General features: G+C 55.3%; 15 protein-coding genes. 7 read left to right on the forward strand and 8 right to left on the reverse strand.

The genetic code is table 11. The annotated features are described in order from the left end of the window. Positions 1 to 95 precede the first annotated feature (95 nt). On the forward strand, positions 96 to 743 hold the full coding sequence (locus tag P8935_RS16790) for a hypothetical protein (RefSeq protein ID WP_348261449.1): 648 nt from the start codon (positions 96 to 98) through the stop codon (positions 741 to 743). A 32-nt stretch (positions 744 to 775) separates the two neighbouring features. Here the strand turns inward: P8935_RS16790 and P8935_RS16795 are convergent, their stop codons facing one another. Beyond that, complete coding sequence (locus P8935_RS16795) at positions 776 to 1,198, reverse strand: hypothetical protein (RefSeq protein ID WP_348261450.1); 423 nt, start codon at positions 1,196 to 1,198, stop codon at positions 776 to 778. 196 nt (positions 1,199 to 1,394) lie between these two features. On the opposite strand from P8935_RS16795, the gene P8935_RS16800 reads away from it, so the two are divergent. Then, the gene (locus P8935_RS16800; RefSeq protein WP_348261451.1) at positions 1,395 to 2,747 is read left to right on the forward strand and encodes a diguanylate cyclase; all 1,353 of its coding nucleotides are present in this window, start codon (positions 1,395 to 1,397) and stop codon (positions 2,745 to 2,747) included. A 186-nt stretch (positions 2,748 to 2,933) separates the two neighbouring features. On the opposite strand, the gene pnp is transcribed toward P8935_RS16800, so the two are convergent. The 3 genes from pnp to P8935_RS16815 all read right to left on the reverse strand — a co-directional run bounded on the left by pnp (position 2,934) and on the right by P8935_RS16815 (position 8,207). Then, a complete protein-coding gene (gene pnp, locus P8935_RS16805) occupies positions 2,934 to 5,408 on the reverse strand; it encodes a polyribonucleotide nucleotidyltransferase (protein ID WP_348261452.1) in 2,475 nt (824 codons plus the stop codon). Between the two features lie 279 nt (positions 5,409 to 5,687). Beyond that, complete coding sequence (gene rpsO, locus P8935_RS16810) at positions 5,688 to 5,954, reverse strand: 30S ribosomal protein S15 (protein WP_348261453.1); 267 nt, start codon at positions 5,952 to 5,954, stop codon at positions 5,688 to 5,690. Between the two features lie 261 nt (positions 5,955 to 6,215). Continuing rightward, entirely contained in the window at positions 6,216 to 8,207 is a 1,992-nt protein-coding gene (locus P8935_RS16815) for a hypothetical protein (protein WP_348261454.1), read from the reverse strand. A 149-nt stretch (positions 8,208 to 8,356) separates the two neighbouring features. On the opposite strand from P8935_RS16815, the gene P8935_RS16820 reads away from it, so the two are divergent. Continuing rightward, entirely contained in the window at positions 8,357 to 9,133 is a 777-nt protein-coding gene (locus P8935_RS16820) for a DUF4184 family protein (RefSeq protein ID WP_348261455.1), read from the forward strand. A gap of 68 nt (positions 9,134 to 9,201) precedes the next feature. On the opposite strand, the gene P8935_RS16825 is transcribed toward P8935_RS16820, so the two are convergent. Further along, positions 9,202 to 9,834, reverse strand: coding sequence for a TetR/AcrR family transcriptional regulator (locus tag P8935_RS16825; RefSeq protein ID WP_348261456.1), 633 nt, complete (start codon positions 9,832 to 9,834; stop codon positions 9,202 to 9,204). Between the two features lie 84 nt (positions 9,835 to 9,918). Between P8935_RS16825 and P8935_RS16830 the strand changes: the two genes are divergently transcribed. Then, on the forward strand, positions 9,919 to 10,629 hold the full coding sequence (locus tag P8935_RS16830; protein ID WP_348261457.1) for a DUF2306 domain-containing protein: 711 nt from the start codon (positions 9,919 to 9,921) through the stop codon (positions 10,627 to 10,629). Continuing rightward, positions 10,626 to 11,348: a hypothetical protein gene (locus P8935_RS16835; protein ID WP_348261458.1), complete on the forward strand. Its 723-nt coding sequence runs from the start codon at positions 10,626 to 10,628 to the stop codon at positions 11,346 to 11,348. The genes P8935_RS16830 and P8935_RS16835 overlap by 4 nt, the downstream gene beginning before the upstream one ends. Positions 11,349 to 11,353: 5 nt before the next feature. Here the strand turns inward: P8935_RS16835 and P8935_RS16840 are convergent, their stop codons facing one another. Next, entirely contained in the window at positions 11,354 to 12,388 is a 1,035-nt protein-coding gene (locus tag P8935_RS16840) for a VWA domain-containing protein (protein ID WP_348261459.1), read from the reverse strand. Positions 12,389 to 13,142: 754 nt separating this feature from the next. Further along, on the reverse strand, positions 13,143 to 13,661 hold the full coding sequence (locus P8935_RS16845) for a hypothetical protein (RefSeq protein WP_348261460.1): 519 nt from the start codon (positions 13,659 to 13,661) through the stop codon (positions 13,143 to 13,145). Positions 13,662 to 14,040: 379 nt separating this feature from the next. On the opposite strand from P8935_RS16845, the gene P8935_RS16850 reads away from it, so the two are divergent. Next, positions 14,041 to 15,084 (forward strand): hypothetical protein, encoded by a 1,044-nt coding sequence (locus P8935_RS16850; protein WP_348261461.1) that lies wholly within the window; start codon positions 14,041 to 14,043, stop codon positions 15,082 to 15,084. Between the two features lie 29 nt (positions 15,085 to 15,113). Next, positions 15,114 to 15,509, forward strand: a complete 396-nt coding sequence (locus tag P8935_RS16855; protein WP_348261462.1) for a cytochrome c — start codon at positions 15,114 to 15,116, stop codon at positions 15,507 to 15,509. 73 nt (positions 15,510 to 15,582) lie between these two features. Here P8935_RS16855 and P8935_RS16860 read toward each other — a convergent pair whose 3' ends face one another. After that, entirely contained in the window at positions 15,583 to 16,017 is a 435-nt protein-coding gene (locus P8935_RS16860) for a hypothetical protein (protein WP_348261463.1), read from the reverse strand. Positions 16,018 to 16,031 lie beyond the last annotated feature (14 nt).

The following is a 16,031-nucleotide window of genomic DNA, read 5'->3' on the forward strand; positions in this document are numbered from 1 at the left end:
GTCTATGAGATATTCACGAAGATAAAAACCGACCCTTTGCACTAGCAGGCTTCTGCTCCGGGAACTAACGCCGCGAAATTGTCGTAGTTAGAATCATGAGATTTGTGTGTGCCATCGCAGGCGCGGCTCTATTTGCCTGCAATCTTGCCGGGCTCGCCGAGAGCAAAGTCACATGCGACCAAACGCTGACAGCCCCGCTCCGTGCGGGCGCCCTTCTCATGATTGACTCGCGTCCTGCTGGTCTCGAGATCGTTGGAACAGATCTGGAGACAATCCATGTCACATGTCATGGTGGGAACAGCGAGGACGCGGCTGCCCATACTCTGCTTCAATTTTCAACAAACCCTGACGGTGGAACATTGAAGATTGAGGGAAGCCATATGAGGCACGGCAACAACGTTCACGTCAAAGTTGAAGTGCCATGGAAGACGAACCTGAGAATTCAGATGCCTGCAGGAGAGGTAAAGGTCGAGGAGATCAAAGGAGACAAGGATATCGATCTCTACGCGGGCCAGATCACTATTTCGTCTGCCCACGAATGGAATTATCGCAGCGTCAATGCATCCGTAACAATCGGCGAAGTTAGAGCGACTGCATACAACGCGGATAAGGGTGGCTTCTTCCGCAGCTTTAACAAGAAGCTTGCGGACGGAGAATATCGATTGCGCGCACATGTGATGACCGGAGAAATTGAGCTGCTGGGAAAGAAAGCACACACAGATGGAGCGAACGGCCCGGACTGAGTTCAGAATCTAGAGACGGCGCTTCCGATCAACTACCGCCAGCTGACCGCCAAATGCCAGCGCAGCTTGCGATCTGCGGTCTTGACGAGAACCCGCTCGTATTCGCGCAGTTCGCTCAGTATTGGCAATGTCTCTGATCCCAGGGAAACAGGCGTCGCGACCAGGAAACGGATAAGTGCGCGCACAGTCATGAGGCCATCAGCTGGATCAAACCATTGAGGCTCCGGCAGGTTTTGCGCCCATTCGGGATCACCCGCACCTTGATCGAGCAGCAGGCACATCGAGTTCTCATCCGCGGAGAAGAACTGCAACAGCGGCGACACCCGCAGCGAATCGGCAAGCCTCTCCAATGCGTCCTCGTTGCGCGCCAATGCGTGGCCATTGACGAAGATGTCAAAGCCCGGGTCTTCGCCCTCGACGACGATGTATAGGCTGGCAGCCATCGCTTTGAGCATATTGGAGGGAAAGTGGGGCGAACACGCAAATTCCCATCCGGTTATCCAAAGGATCAATGGTTTAACAATTTGCGCAAGATTACCCAAGTTTGATGTGCACCAGAGTCGCCATACAACAAAAGCGTCAGTTTCCCAATCTCATAATCAAAGCACGACTAAGATAGCGGATAGAGGTCTGCTCAGCAGAGGAACCGTGGTGGATTGGAGTAAACTCCCGGATCTTGCAGCGGTTGCTGCGCTTACGTGCGCGTTTGCGTCGGTGGCAAGGCGCGGCCAGACTACAGCTTCCCGACATTGGCTCTCTGGCTGGGTATTGATTGCAGTACACTTCGCTGCACTCATATTTTCGCCTGCGCCAGGCGTTTGGGGAACGGTAGCGATCGACGTAAGCCTGATCTCTCTAATTTCAGCAGGCGTGCTCTTCATGTGGGCATCAGTCCCCTATCGCGTGGAGCGTTCCAGCGTCTGGATGCTTATCTCCATCCTCTCCACGAACGCAATCTACATCATCATTGCTGGATTTGATCATCCCTGGCCGGGGGCACTGACCTCTGCCGCTGTATCATTCGGTGCTGCACCTCTGGCGATTGCCCTCACTGCGAGACGCGACTTCACGCACCTGTTGCGCTGGATGCTCGTTGCCCTCTATTGCCTGCTCGCCGTGTTCGTTCTCACCGTCCAGAACCGACCAGCCAATGGACTCGACCTCGCCACGAACGGCGCTTTGTTCACTGTTTACATCGGATGCTGCCTGCATGTCTGGTACAACTATCGCGGACGGGGCAGCGCCGGTTCGCTGATTACGATCGCGGGCTTTCTTGGTTGGGCATCGGTATTCGTGGTTGCTCCGCTTGCCGACACGATCACGCCCAATGGCCAAATCGACAATGAAGTCTGGAATCTGCCTAAGTACGTGGTCGCAGTCGGCATGATTCTCCTACTACTCGAAGACCAGATTGAGCACAATAAATATCTTGCCCTGCACGATGAACTTACAGGATTGCCGAACCGGCGACTCTTCCTCGACCGCCTCGCAATCTCGCTCGAGCGTGCGCGGCGCATGGAGTCGAAAGCAGCCCTGCTGGTCATCGATCTTAACCACTTCAAGAAGGTCAATGACACGTTAGGGCATCATGCCGGGGACCTGCTCCTCAAGAAAGTCAGCAATCTGTTCGTAAGCCGAGTTCGCCGATCTGACACAGTGGCGCGCACCGGTGGAGATGAGTTCTCGTTGATCCTCGAAGAGCCTACGAACCGGTCGAATGCCAAGTCCGTCGCAAAATCTCTGATGGACATGATGAATGAGCCGATTCAGGTAGGCGAGCATTTCATGCAGGTCGGCGCCAGCGTCGGTGTTGCTGTCTTTCCTGACGATGCGTGCGATATTGAGGCCCTCTGCATCGCGGCAGATCTTCGGATGTATGACGACAAGAATGTGTCTCGCGAAGGTGCCGGCGAACGCATTCCAGTAAGATCAGAACCTCTGCCTGAATATCACGGCCAAGATGAAGAGAATCCCAAAATTAGTGCCCGGGCTTCCAAACTCTAGGCGCAACATTCGAATACGAAACGTGGCTTAACCTCCAACCATTTCGTGTGCCCGACCAAATGTACCTCTGGTTCTTCTGAACCATCGGCGGGAAGCAATCAGCCAACTAAAATGCCCGGGCAATTTCGCCCGGGCATTTTTATTGATAGCTGTAACGAAGCAGCCTAGTGCTCGAATCCGTCAGCCTTAACGGCCCCCGCCACCCGGACCACCGCCGGGACCACGTCCGCCGCGACGACGGCGACGGCGACGGTTGTTGTTGGGGCCGCCCGCAGGACCTCCGCCACCAGCTGGCCTGGGGCCTCCGCCTGCAACCTGGCCAGCCGGCACGGGAGTGCCATCGGCTCGGTTGAAGTTGGGCTCGTTTTCCTCATCGATCTCCTCGCCTTCTTCGTCGTCATCGTCGAAGTCTTCCCCGCCCTCAATCAGAATCGTGCTCTGATTGGTGCGCGGCTGACGTTCGTCGAATTCATGACGCGGACGGGATGGAGGAGGCGCTGAAGTTTCCGCTTCTCCGCCTTCGACTGGCTCGCTTGCTTCGACTGCCGGCGCCGACTGCGCCAGTTTGGCCTTCTGCTCGCGGATCAGTGCCTTGCGGCTCAGCTTGATGCGATTGCCTTCAATGGCGAGAACCTTCACCATTACTTGATCGCCTTCACGTAGTTCGTCCTTCACTTCCTTGACGCGATGCTCGGCGATCTCGGAGATGTGAAGCAGTCCATCGGTGCCTGGGAAGAGTTCAACAAATGCGCCGAACTCGGCGAGACGAACAACCTTGCCTAGATAGACTTTGCCAATTTCGGGCACGGCCGTGATGTTGCCGATGATCTCAAGAGCCTTCTTCAATCCGTCGGCATCGCTGGAAGCAACGCTGACTTTACCGCTATCGTCCACGTCGATCTTCGCGCCAGTCTGCTCGATGATGCCGCGGATAGTCGCGCCACCCTTGCCGATGAGATCACGAATCTTGTCGGTTGGGATCATGACGGTCTCAATGCGTGGTGCATACGCTGAGCGCTCCGTACGAGGGCCGTCAAGAACCGCATCCATCTTGTCCAGCAGGAAGAGACGACCGCGTTTTGCCTGCTCCATGGCCTGCTGTAGGATCTCGCGGGTCAGGCCACCAATCTTGATGTCCATCTGAAGGGCGGTAATTCCCTTCCGCGTGCCGGCGACTTTGAAGTCCATATCGCCGTAGTGATCTTCCGCCCCGGCAATGTCGGTCAGGATGGCATAGTCATCGCCTTCCTTTACCAGCCCCATGGCCACACCGGCCACAGAACCCTTCAACGCAATACCTGAGTCGTAAAGTGCAAGACTTGCACCGCACACCGATGCCATCGACGAAGAACCATTCGATTCGAGAATGTCCGACACGATGCGGATGCTGTAGGGAGACTCGTCCGCGCTCGGCAGAACTGCGGAAATGGCGCGTTCGGCCAGAGCACCGTGACCGATTTCGCGACGACCCGTTCCCGTCATACGTCCCGTTTCACCAACCGAAAACGGCGGGAAATTGTAGTGAAGCATGAAGTTCTTTTTCTTCTCGCCTTCATAACTTTCAAGGCGCTGCCCATCATCAGCGGTGCCCAAGGTGGCCGTCACCAGGGCCTGCGTCTCACCGCGGGTGAAAAGTGCAGAACCGTGGGTGCGTGGCAGAACGCTGGTTTCGATCGTGATCTCGCGGATCTCGTCGAATGCGCGGCGATCGGGACGAATGCGATCCTTCGTCACCTGCTCGCGGAACAATCTCTCGCGCAACAACTCGTAATATGTCGCCAGTTTCTTTTTGGCGTTTGGATCGTCGGCAGGAAGCTCGGCAGCGAGTTCGTCCTTGATCTTCTTCACCAGCGCATAGCTATCTGTTTTGGCATGCGTCTTGGTATCGAGAGCATCCTTCAGGCGTTCGCCGACCTTCGCCTTGAGCTCATCGTAGTAGCCCTCGTCGATAGTGGGCGCAACGAATGAACGCTTCGCCTTGCCGGCTTTTGAAACCAGCTCTTCGATGGCAGCGACGATCTTCTTAATCTCGGTGTGTGCAAACTCAATGGCACCGAGGATGACTTCTTCCGTCTCCTCTTTTGCACCAGATTCGATCATCACGATGCCGTCTTTGTGTCCGACGACCATGATGTTCACCGTGGTGGCCGCGCGCTCTTCATAGGTTGGATTGATAACGAACTCGCCATCGACGCGACCCACGCGAACTGCGCCAACCGTGGCGCTGAACGGGATATCCGAGAGAGCCAGGGCGCATGCTGCGGCGTTGATGCCGACCACATCAGGATCGTTCTGCTTATCGGCGGAGAAAACCAGCGCGATAACCTGCGTCTCGTTGCGGAAGCCGTCAGGGAACAATGGACGGATGGGGCGATCGATCTGGCGAGCCGTCAGAATTTCTTTCTCGCTGGGTCGGCCTTCGCGCTTGATGAATCCGCCGGGGATGCGACCGCCGGCATAGGTGTACTCGCGGTAATCGACCGTGAGGGGGAAAAAGTCGATGCCTTCTCGTGGGTCAGGAGACGCGACCGCGGTGGCCAGAACCACGGTTTCGCCCGTGGTGACCAGTGCAGCTCCGGAGGCTTGCTTGGCCATGCGACCGGTCTCAAAGACCAGGCGCTTACCACCAGCAAGCTCGACTGTCACTTCTTGTTTAGACATAGAGTCCTCGTTTCGTATTTTTCACTTGGGAAACTTTTGGGTGGGAAGAACCGGAAATGCGGAAGGTGTACGAATGCGCGAGAGCCGCAGGACGCGACTGCACAAATGAAAAATGCGCGGACCGCGCAGTGACCACATCTCGTCCAGAGACGACAGTCCTGCGCAGGCCCTGGCGGCATTTGCGATTAGCCAGGTACACCATGGCCCCAGGTTCTGAGTAATGCGGGGCCGTGACCAAAATCCGGTCTGGGCGCTTCCGGTTCAACGTTTGCTTTCTGATTACTTGCGGATACCGAGCTTGCCGATTACGTCGCGATAGCGATCGGAATCATGCGTCTTCAGGTAGTCCAGCAGGCGGCGGCGCTTGCTGACCAGCATCAAAAGCCCACGCCGCGAAGCGTGATCTTTCTTGTGAGTCTTAAAGTGCTCGGTCAGTTCACCAATCCGCTCACTCAGAATCGCGATCTGGACCTCGGGGGAACCCGTGTCCGTCTCGTGGGTGCGGAAGCGTTCAATTAGGGTAGTTTTCTTAGCAGTCGCCAGCACGGCGGTATTACTCCTCTTGCGTTCTCAGTCCACTCTCAAGTGTCTAGATAGAGATTACCATGAATGACTTGCGCGAGTAACCCCGAGACGTATTATCCCAACCCATATAACCCCTGTATTTCCAGTCGATAGCTGAAATTTCGAGATATAGCGCTCATGAAGTGCAACAAGTGTAACGAAAGATCACGATCTATATGGACATCGACGACTCATCGCAACCGAGATCTAGCTGAACTCCGCCCCCGCACCCGCGCTTCTGCGCTAGTGCAGCACCGGAGTCCACTGCGCCTCCTCGTTTACAGACAAGGTCAGCGTAGAACGCGCATCTACTGTTCTCTCCTTGGACCCGCTTCTAAGCCTGAAGTGCATGGCAGTATAACCAAGTGCCGATAAATCTACCTTGTACCGCCGCGGTTTGTTCGACAGATTTTTCACAACAAAGGCCTCTTTGCTGAAGGTGTAGCGCAACGCATACTCCGGAATTTCGATCTCCACGCTGCCATAGCCAGTGAGATGGGGCGCAACGGATAGATCTGCATCAGCCGGAACGCTCAAGCCCAAAAATTTCTCGACAAGAACGGCGGCGAAAACATTGGGGTATTCGTAGTACTTTTCGGCTCCATGCGCATTCTTGCCATCGATGTAATACACATGGTCCATGTCGTAGCGTTCACTCATGAAGTAGTTGTTCCTTGCGCCCTCTGCAGCCACCGTCTTCAGTTGTTGCAACAGAATGTCGTTCTGCCCTTGCCAAACCCAAAATGCGGCATCCCAATACCAGTATCTGCCCGCCGCACAAAGGTCGTAGGGACCGCCGTCGCCAATTTCAGACTTATCGTAATCGGCGATCTTCGCCGATAGAAAACTTGGGAACCGTTCAAACTCGGCGGCATTGGCATCGATCAAGCGCCGAACCGCCACGACCTGATCCGCGGTTGCATATCCAAACGTCACCGGCAATTCATTAGCTAAAAGATGAATATGATCGTGGACCATTCCATTGCGATCGACCCAATCGATGAATCGCTGCTGCTCGGGGTTCCAATACCCCATCGGCAAAGGTGCGATGAGCGCTTCGGCCATCTTTTTTGCATTCGCATTAAAACTGGAGGCTTTGTCCTGCCGTCCTAACAGACTCTCCATATGGGCAAGCAGTTGAAATGCGTGTGCGGTGAATGCCTGGGCCTCTGTCTCGCGTCCATCCTTCATTACCTGGTCTTCGTAATAAACATCCGACCATACGCGACCGTACTGATCGGTGTTCGACAGTATCCATCCCGCCGCGTGTTCAAGATCGTCTATATTCGATCGCAGCCACGCTATATCTTTTCTGGCTTCGTAGAAACGCCAGGACTCTTCAATTACCTCGATGTCGCCGGTTAGGGGAAACATAGCCGCGTTCTGGTGATTGTTCTGACTGTTTCTGCGTACGTGATACTCGCGACTGCCATTCGGCTGCACCGAAGTCGGAGCCCGGAATAGACGTTCGGGGTCGTCCCGCATCAACTTAAACTGGAGTTCGATCATCCGCCTAACGACGTCGAAATCCAGATCCGAGCCCATCGCGAGCCGCCCCTTTATCTGGAACTCGTGATCGACCGCAGGATACGAACCCGCATAGGAGTTCACATTCAGCGTGCTCAGAACATACCCATTGCTGTACGGGAATTTGGCCGCCATTGTCTTCTCTACGACGGATGGCAGTATCGTTCCCCAATAGAAGCCGGCCAGCGCTTCTTCCAACTCTGCTCCGCCAGACATCTCGAGCGAAAACCTATGACCGAAGGGGTCGCTGTGCGGCCGGACCTCCGATTTTGAGAGGGTCACATTCGCCGCGTCGAGAGATACGTTCAAACCAGCTTCAGTTATCTGTGCTCTTAGATAGCCGCCGTGCCGCAACACCAGATGCCACGAGTGATCCTTCGATCCCGCATCGATAGGCAGGACCCACAAGGCCGTGTTCACCTCCACCTGCATGCCGCTCTTGCTCACGGGCAGAACCCACCACTGATTGTCCTGATACTGGACTCCCAGGCCTTGGCAACGGAGAAACACTATTTCAACCGGGGTGTGCGCTTCCTTCCGAGAGACCAGAAGTTCTTCTCCGATTTGCGTTACCTTCGCATTTTCAATCGACTGTAGGATCCCTTCGGGGTAATCCACCTGGGCTCCGTTTAACCAACTGCCCCCATCCAGTGCAGAAAGGTTCGTTGATATTCCGAGCAGGAAGAAAATTGCGATTTTTGTTTTCATTGGCCTCTGCTTCAAGTCCTTCGATTCAGTCTGAACCGCAAGAGGATTGGTCTGGCGTGCGGCAAACATACCGGGCAACAACATCATCCAAGTAGAGGGTATAGGTTCACCCGTATTCCCCAGCTCGCGAAGCCTTCATAATTCTCATAATGCCCTTCACGCTCTCCCATGCTGCGGCGGCACTACCATTCCGGCGCACGCGGCTCATCATGTCCGCCGTCGTCGTTGGATGCTTTGCTCCCGATTTTGAATACTTCATTCCCTTTGCACATCATGGAAACTTCGGACACACGTTAGGGGGAACTTTTGAATTCGACCTGCCCCTGAGTCTCGCGGTACTGTGGCTATTTCATGGCTTTGCCAAGGAGCCCCTCGCTGCCTGTCTACCGGTAGGCGCGCGTGAAAGGCTTGAACGCAACCTGCACGCCGTCCCTAAACACTCCATTGCGCGTTTCGCAATAACTGTTTTCTCGATTCTCGTAGGGATCGCCACACACATTCTCTGGGATTCGTTTACGCACTCTGGGTATTGGATCTCTGACCACCTGCATTTTCTCCATACCATCGTCTCAATGCCGCTTTTCGGGCCTCGCCCCATATTTGAAATTCTGCAGTATTTCAGTTCCGCCTTCGGGATTGGCGCCATTCTGCTCTGGTACATTCACTGGTATCGGAATACCGCTCCCGTACACTCCAATCCTGATCGGCGTTACCCGTCATGGGACAGAATCGTCCTCGCATGCTCACTTTCTATTGCGACTGCGTTGGGCCTCTTCCGCGCGGCCGCGTCCGGCGTCCCGCACGGAGTCGCAGGATCCCAGAGATTCATGACAGACGTGGCGATTACGGGAATAACGGTTCTCTGGATCGAAATCGTGATTTACGGCGTCGTTCGAAGTCTCATCCGTAAGGATAGAACGGTATGATCTGTTAGCTTCGCGCATCTCGTTGCAATTGCACCGTAATGTACAAAGCCAAGTCCGCAGATCAAAGTTCAATCACTTCGGATCGCCCTTTTAATCAGTCCAGGCAGCTGTTCCTCAGCTGCCTCGACAGTCCCCAGCGAGTCGACCAACGCATCAAAAAACTCGAACGACGTCAGCGCAACCAGGCAGGCGACCCGCTCGCTTTTGTCATTTGTGATCTTGGATTGCACTCCGCTGTCGAGTCGTTCGATCACGCGAGTCGCGGCCGTCCGGCGCCGGTGATTTCTTGCTCGAACGGCCTCCCCGAACTCCGGATCGATTGCTGCGATCCCATGAATGCGCTTCAGCAACAAACTGTTCTTTGCCCAGAAATTACTGAAGACTGCAATAAAGCGATCCAACATAGCGTGAGGATCACTTGTCATCATTACTTCGCGCATTCGCTCCATTCCCGCATCGCGCGCGATCTGATCGAACAGGGTCTCCAGCAGGCCGCTCCGAGTCCCGAAAAGGTTGTGAATCGTCTGCCGCGTTACCCCGCTCGCCTTAGCCAGCGACTCCATTGAAAATTCTCGCATTCCCCCTGATTCGAGTTGTACGCGTGCCGACGCCAGCACAGCCGCCTTGGTGCGCCCCATCTGTTCCAAGCGCTTGCCCAGTTCATAAGGTCGCTTACATGAATCGCTTCCACTGTTCTTCACAGAAGATCATCTTAACCGTGCCATTTCTATTTGACAAGATGTCAAACTAATATTAAGCTCGGGTTCTGCAGTGGGAGGTCACTGATGTCTCAGCAGCACATCGTCGCCGAAGCACCCCCTGCCACCTACAAACTACCTGCGTGGCTCCGCGTCTGCTTCTGGATCGCCATTGTCATCTCAATTGGCGTTGTTCTTAGGCGCGTCATCGCCCTCGCAAACCCGACCCACAGTGGACCACCCCAGATGGCCGGACTCGACGAGGCCTTCACGTCTCATACCGCGTTGACGCTTGCACATATCGTCCCCGCCCTGCTCTTCGTTCTTCTGACTCCTCTGATTGTGCTGCGTCGCACAAACCAGCCACAGTGGCTGAGCGCCATGTTTTATCCCCTCGGCACTATCGTCGGGCTGACTGCCTATGCCATGAGTCTCTACTCGATCGGCGGATGGACCGAGCGCTCCGCAGTTCTACTTTTCGATTCCCTCTTTCTCTTCTCTCTCGCCCGCGCCTTCATCTTTCACTCGAACGCCGAACTGACCCTCGAACGCCGCTGGCAACTCCGTACAATCGCCATCCTTCTCGGCATCGCGACCACACGCCCAGTGATGGGGCTTTTCTTCGCTACTGCCAGCCTCACCCACTTGCTGCCTCGGCAATTCTTCGGTATTGCCTTCTGGATCGGATTCTCCCTCAACGTTCTGATCTTTGAGCTTTGGTTGCGCTCCGTCGATCGCCACCGTGAACGGGCATCCCTCTCACAGATTCATTCTTCTCCCTTGAGGAGTGGCATATGACTTCGATTGCGTCACAAACCTCCGCTTCAATCAACGTCAAACATCCTGGACCGCCGCTTTCGATGCTGGCTCTTCTCTACACTGTTCTTTTCATTGCCGGACTGTTTCCAGTCACGATGTATGGAGGAATGCCTTACTGGCCCGGCCCCTGGGAATCGCCGGCCATCATCACGCAGTTTTTTCAAACGCAGACCACGCGCGTCCTCGCCTGCGTCTTTCTCCAAACGGGCGCCACCGTGTGCCTCGGACTCTTCACAGCGGTCGTCGTCAGCCGGTTGCAATTTCTAGGGGTGCGCGCGGCCGGCGTCGCCATCGCCCTCTTCGGAGGATTTCTCTGCGTCTTTGACAGCATGGCCGCGTCGTTTGCCACGTGGACGCTGATCCGCCCCGCCGTGGCTTCGAATCCGCCCATCCTGGTCACACTCAACTATCTCTCTTACGCGTTTGGTGGTCCTGGCTTCTCGATCCCCATGGGCTTGCTGATGGCCGGTGTCTCCGTCTCCGCAGGGCTAAATGAATTGATTCCACGCTGGGTGATGATTCTCGGCCTGTTTCTGGCGGCATGCGGCGAACTGAGCATTTTCCATCTCTTAAGTCCGCAGCTTCTCTTCCTGATCCCTCTAACGCGCTTTCCCGGCTTCATCTGGATAATTGCTGTCGGCTTCGCGCTACCGCGATACCGAATCGAGAAATCCTTCGAAACTCCCCGCGCGGCCTGAGGTCTTTACTGCGGCGGCTCACGCCAGTAATTCGCGCGCGCGACGATCTTTGCGCCATAATCCTCCACGGTATGCACGCGAATCGTGTGGAGCCCCGGCGTCGGGTCCGATGGCGTGAACGTGATCAGGTAGCGGTTCCGGACTTCTTTTGCCGCCTCCATCACCCGAGCTTCAAAGCGCCGGTCCCCCACGAACGTTGTGTACTCTCCACCACTCATGATCGCGATCTGCTTTGCGATATTTTTTTTGAATGCCTGCACAGCCATCACCAGCGTAGACACCATGTTCAGCATGCGATCCTCGCCGGAATCCTTGACATCATGCGCAAACTCCGCCTTTGAAGGCGAGTACGAAATGCTCAGCACCAGCACATCCGAGCGACCGATCTTGCTCACCAGCTGCGCCGGCTTCGTGTGCTTGCTCCCGTGGTCGCGCTCTTCGCTGATCAATAGCAATACTCGCCGGTATTGCTTCGGCTGATCTTCCAGCAAATCTACTCCGTAGCTGATGGTGTCAAGAATTGCAGCCCCTCCATCGCCGGGCTCCAGTTGCTGCAGACTCTGCGCCAGTTCTTCTTCGGAGTGCGTATAGTCATGCATTAGTCGGGCCGTTGAACCAAATCCCACCAGCGCCGCCTGGCTTCGCGGATCCGACAAGAACACTTCAAGGAGCGGACCTAGTTTGCCAAGCTTCTGAAACTCCAACCACCCTGCTCGTCCCTCTTCCATTGCGACTACGAGCGCAACTGGCGCCGTATCCAGCTCTTCTTGAACGTGGATCTTCTGCGGGACACCGTTGTCTTCAACCACAAAGTCCGACTGCTTCAGACCGTAGACGATGCCTCCGCCATGTGGCTTCTCCACCAGCGTTGGCACCAGCACCTCATTGGTTGTAACTCGAATTGTGGGTGCATCCGAGTGCGTGCCCGGCATCGGCGCAGGCGGCTCTATTGGTGGCAACTGCTGTGCCTGCCCCAACGCTGTCCACAACCAGCCAGTTGCAAAAACACCAAACCAAAACCGTACCAATTTGCGGCTCATCTTCTGCAACCAACTCCCAGATTCGATGATTTAGTGAGACGAGTTTCTGGCACTTGCATTCAATCCTTCTCCCGAATCCGTGAACAAGATGATCATTTGACGTGTAGAAGTGTGTATCAGGTTTGATTTTGGAGATTTGCACGATCGCATGACTTTGCGGGCATGATGCCTGCCTTGTTGCTTCACGACCTCTTCCGCGCCTCGCGCTCCAAGGTCCCGGTCCAGAATAGGAAACTCAGCAGTTCCCACTTCGATTCCCACATGAACCCAAACACATCGCGAGCTTTCAAAGTCTCCGCCGGCTTCCCCGAATAAGTCTCCACACGCCAGCGTAGAAACTCGCTCCGCCACGGAGTCAGCCGATGCCCGCGTGTCGCGTTCCAAAGAAATCGCAAAGCTCCAAACAAAGTTGGAATCCTCTTCACAAGTCTAAACCGCGCGTACGCGTCCGTTGCTTGGCAGGCTCAGTGTGAATCCGTTGTGTATACCCTTTCGTGGTCGGGTAAGAGAGTGCCAGCGGTTGCGCCCCGGAAGCACCCGATAACCGCTCCGACGGCGGCGGGCAGGCTGCGCGACAGAACTATCTACAGCCAGAAATGCAGAAGCCGCACCCAGTAGAGCGGTGCGGCCAAATATACGTCGATCGAATGCAGAATGAAGGTCGCTGAGCATGCCCTCCGTCCTGCTTCACCTCAGGATCATGACGTTATCGCACGTCCCTGTTCCCTGATACACGGTCTCAGGGCTCTGTTCTTTACATCACCTTCATGAACAGCGCCGTCACCGCACCATTGTCCGTCGATCCCACGATGCGCACATGGTCGCCTTTTGACGCCTGAAACTTGAAACCATCAATGGCTCCCATGTACCCTTCAGCGACGGTACTCTCCGCGATCTTGAATGTCTGGGTTGCGCCCGACGAATCCTGCAGAGTGATGGAGTGCTGTTTGCCTTCGAATCTCGTCACCGTACCCTCGGCCGAAGTAAACGGACCTGATCCAAGGTTCTTCAATGCCACCACGGCGCGGTCATTGCTGTCGCCATAGTAGAAGACAATTACATAGGTTCCCTTCTTCTTATTGGCTTCTGCCGCGGATGAATCCAGCGTGATTTTTTTGTCAATCACAACGCGCGACTTCCCACTCGTCATGTCTTTGAACTGGCCTTCGGTCCCGTTGTCCTGAAATACGATGAGAGTCTTTGAAAGGTCATCTATGCCGCTTACTGTGCCGGTCAGAGCATGCACAACCTGTTGAGCGTGCACAGCTATCACGAAGGAACCTAGGCCTCCTGCAATAACGCAAGTACGCAAAATTGCTTTTAACATTTGAGCCTTTCTCCGATCCGAATTCACCATGTATGCGACCCTAAATCCAGCCGCAGAGATCAGGATTCTCCTAATCAACTGGCGCTGCTTTCACCAGGGGAGCTGATCGATACACGCATGGCTTTGCTTGTTATCCAGTACAAGCTGAGAGAATTTGACGATCGCCCCCATGGATGGCGTCAGTATAGAACTCCATTGGGCGACCCGCAACATAAGAAATCAAGCGCTTGCGCTGCAGTAACTTCCAGGCTCCCTTCCGGAGTAAAGTTGAACGAATAGTCTTGTTGAGCGAGAATGCAAATCAAAAACATCGAAGTTTTTACCTTTGGCCTCTGACTTAACACTCCGCGCTGGACTCTCTTACGCTGGTCAGCTTCGATCGGAGTTAGCCCAGCGCAACCGCCTCTACGCCCGTCGCTACGCGCATGTCGAGAGCTATGGTGCCAGCCCCGTCATCGTCTATGTGCCAGAAGGAGGACTGCACGGCAATTTCTATTCCCCCGCCTACGCCGCCATCACCGCGCATCCGGAGTGGACTCGCCGCTTCGACAAGATTCACGCCCAAGGCCGCTCGCTGCCCAAACAGCAAATCGATTCCGTGCGAAAGTGGCGCGAACTCGACTCATCCATGAGTTCCGACGCCCTCTTGATGAACATCTTCTGTACTCACGAAGTCACCGCGTCACCCACGTTGAAGCGCATGTTAGGAATTGACGCCGCAGCAGCCGAACCCGCCTTCGGATGGAAGGCCCGCGTTCCCCTCAAAAACAACCGCGTAGATCGCACAGAGGTCGATATGCGCTGGGGCGGCTTGCTCGTTGAAGCCAAGCTCACTGAAAGTGACTTTCAATGTCGCGATACAAGCCTGGTCGAAGCCTACCGCGATATTGATGAGGTCTTCGATCGCGAACTTCTTCCGCGCGTAAAGATTCGCACTCGCCGCCGTCGCGAAGCCGTCGAGTTCGCTGAAGAATTTACCCAGGAATGGGAACAGCCATCTGAAGACGCAGCATCGCACGCGCGCGCATTTCAAGCCAGCCTGGAATTACGCGCCGATGCCGAACAGCCTTGGCAGTGCGGCTACGCAAGCTATCAGCTCATCCGCAACGTGCTGGCAGCCCACGCCACGGACGCGAGTTTTTGCGTGATCCACGATCAGCGCCGCCCCGATCTACGCGAAGCGTGGTTCAACGTTATGAGCGCCGTCAAAAGTGCCGAGATGCGGATCCGCTGCAAAGTTCTTACCTGGCAGGAACTCGTGCCATTCTTGCCCGAAGGCTTGCAGGAATTTATCCACGCTAAATACGGGATTGTCGCTCCCGGAGCTATTCCTCTTACCGTCGAAGAACTCGAAGGTAGACAACGATGAGACCAAAATTCTCATGAGAAAATAACCAAGTGACTTCTCGTATTCATTCTTCTATTTTGTTTCTACTTCATTGTCTGATCGTATTGTTGGCAGTGCCCTCGTCGTTGTTCGCAGCAAAAGCCAGCGAGCAAGAGAAGGCCGGCGCGGTCCTCTTTCGCGACAAGGGCTGCACCTATTGCCATGGCGTAGGCGGAGTTGGAACCAAAAAAGCGCCGGCACTCATCGACCTGCCCAAAGAGACGACCTGGACTGCCGACAAACTCACCGATCAGATCCTCAATGGCGGACAGAAAATGCCGCCATTTCGCGATTCCGTAACCGATGAGGAGGTGAGCGATCTGATCGCTTACCTGCGCGCGAAAAACAAGCCGGTTCCACCCGATGTACCTTCCCCGGATGCGTCACCTGCTCCGTCACCACGGTAGATTTGAGACTAAAAAGCTGAGGCCCTGTCCATCCCGGAGCAGGGCCTCAATTCCTGAAATTAAATTTCGCCGACTAGTGAGGATCCGTGGGCGCGGGCTTAGCGTCGCCTGCCGGTGCGGGAGTCGCAGGAGCGGCCGCGGCTGGGCGCGTCGCCTTGAAGGAGCCGTTGTACTCAGAAAACGCCCAATCGCCTGCCAGGGCCGCAGAATCGTCAAGCTTGCCGTCGATTTTCATGGCCGCGGTCGCGCCCACTTCTTCCGAGGTGAATTGGAAGTCCAAGGCTAGTTTGCCGTCTTTGTAAGTTCCAGCGACATCGGAAGCTCCCCACTTCCCTGTTACATTGCCGTCAGCATCCACGGTGAAATCAGCATCAACTTCGCGATCTCCACCTGGGGTCTCTAAAACAAAATGCCACTTTCCGTTGACACCGGTGTCCTGGGCACTCGCAACTGGACGACCCATCACCAGAAAAACTACCGCTGCTGCAACCACCAGAAGTTTCTTCAAAGCCGCTTCTCCTT

Origin of the sequence: Telmatobacter sp. DSM 110680, from assembly GCF_039994875.1 — a bacterium.
GTDB lineage: Bacteria > Acidobacteriota > Terriglobia > Terriglobales > Acidobacteriaceae > Telmatobacter.

Bases quoted from the DNA above. Each gene is read 5' to 3' on its own strand.
- P8935_RS16795 (WP_348261450.1), bottom strand. From the start codon at position 1,198: ATGCTCAAAGCGATGGCTGCCAGCCTATACATCGTCGTCGAGGGCGAA.
- P8935_RS16835 (WP_348261458.1), top strand. From the start codon at position 10,626: ATGACTTCGATTGCGTCACAAACCTCCGCTTCAATCAACGTCAAACAT.
- P8935_RS16815 (WP_348261454.1), bottom strand. From the start codon at position 8,207: ATGAAAACAAAAATCGCAATTTTCTTCCTGCTCGGAATATCAACGAAC.
- P8935_RS16840 (WP_348261459.1), bottom strand. From the start codon at position 12,388: ATGAGCCGCAAATTGGTACGGTTTTGGTTTGGTGTTTTTGCAACTGGC.
- P8935_RS16790 (WP_348261449.1), top strand. From the start codon at position 96: ATGAGATTTGTGTGTGCCATCGCAGGCGCGGCTCTATTTGCCTGCAAT.
- P8935_RS16820 (WP_348261455.1), top strand. From the start codon at position 8,357: ATGCCCTTCACGCTCTCCCATGCTGCGGCGGCACTACCATTCCGGCGC.
- pnp (WP_348261452.1), bottom strand. From the start codon at position 5,408: ATGTCTAAACAAGAAGTGACAGTCGAGCTTGCTGGTGGTAAGCGCCTG.
- P8935_RS16830 (WP_348261457.1), top strand. From the start codon at position 9,919: ATGTCTCAGCAGCACATCGTCGCCGAAGCACCCCCTGCCACCTACAAA.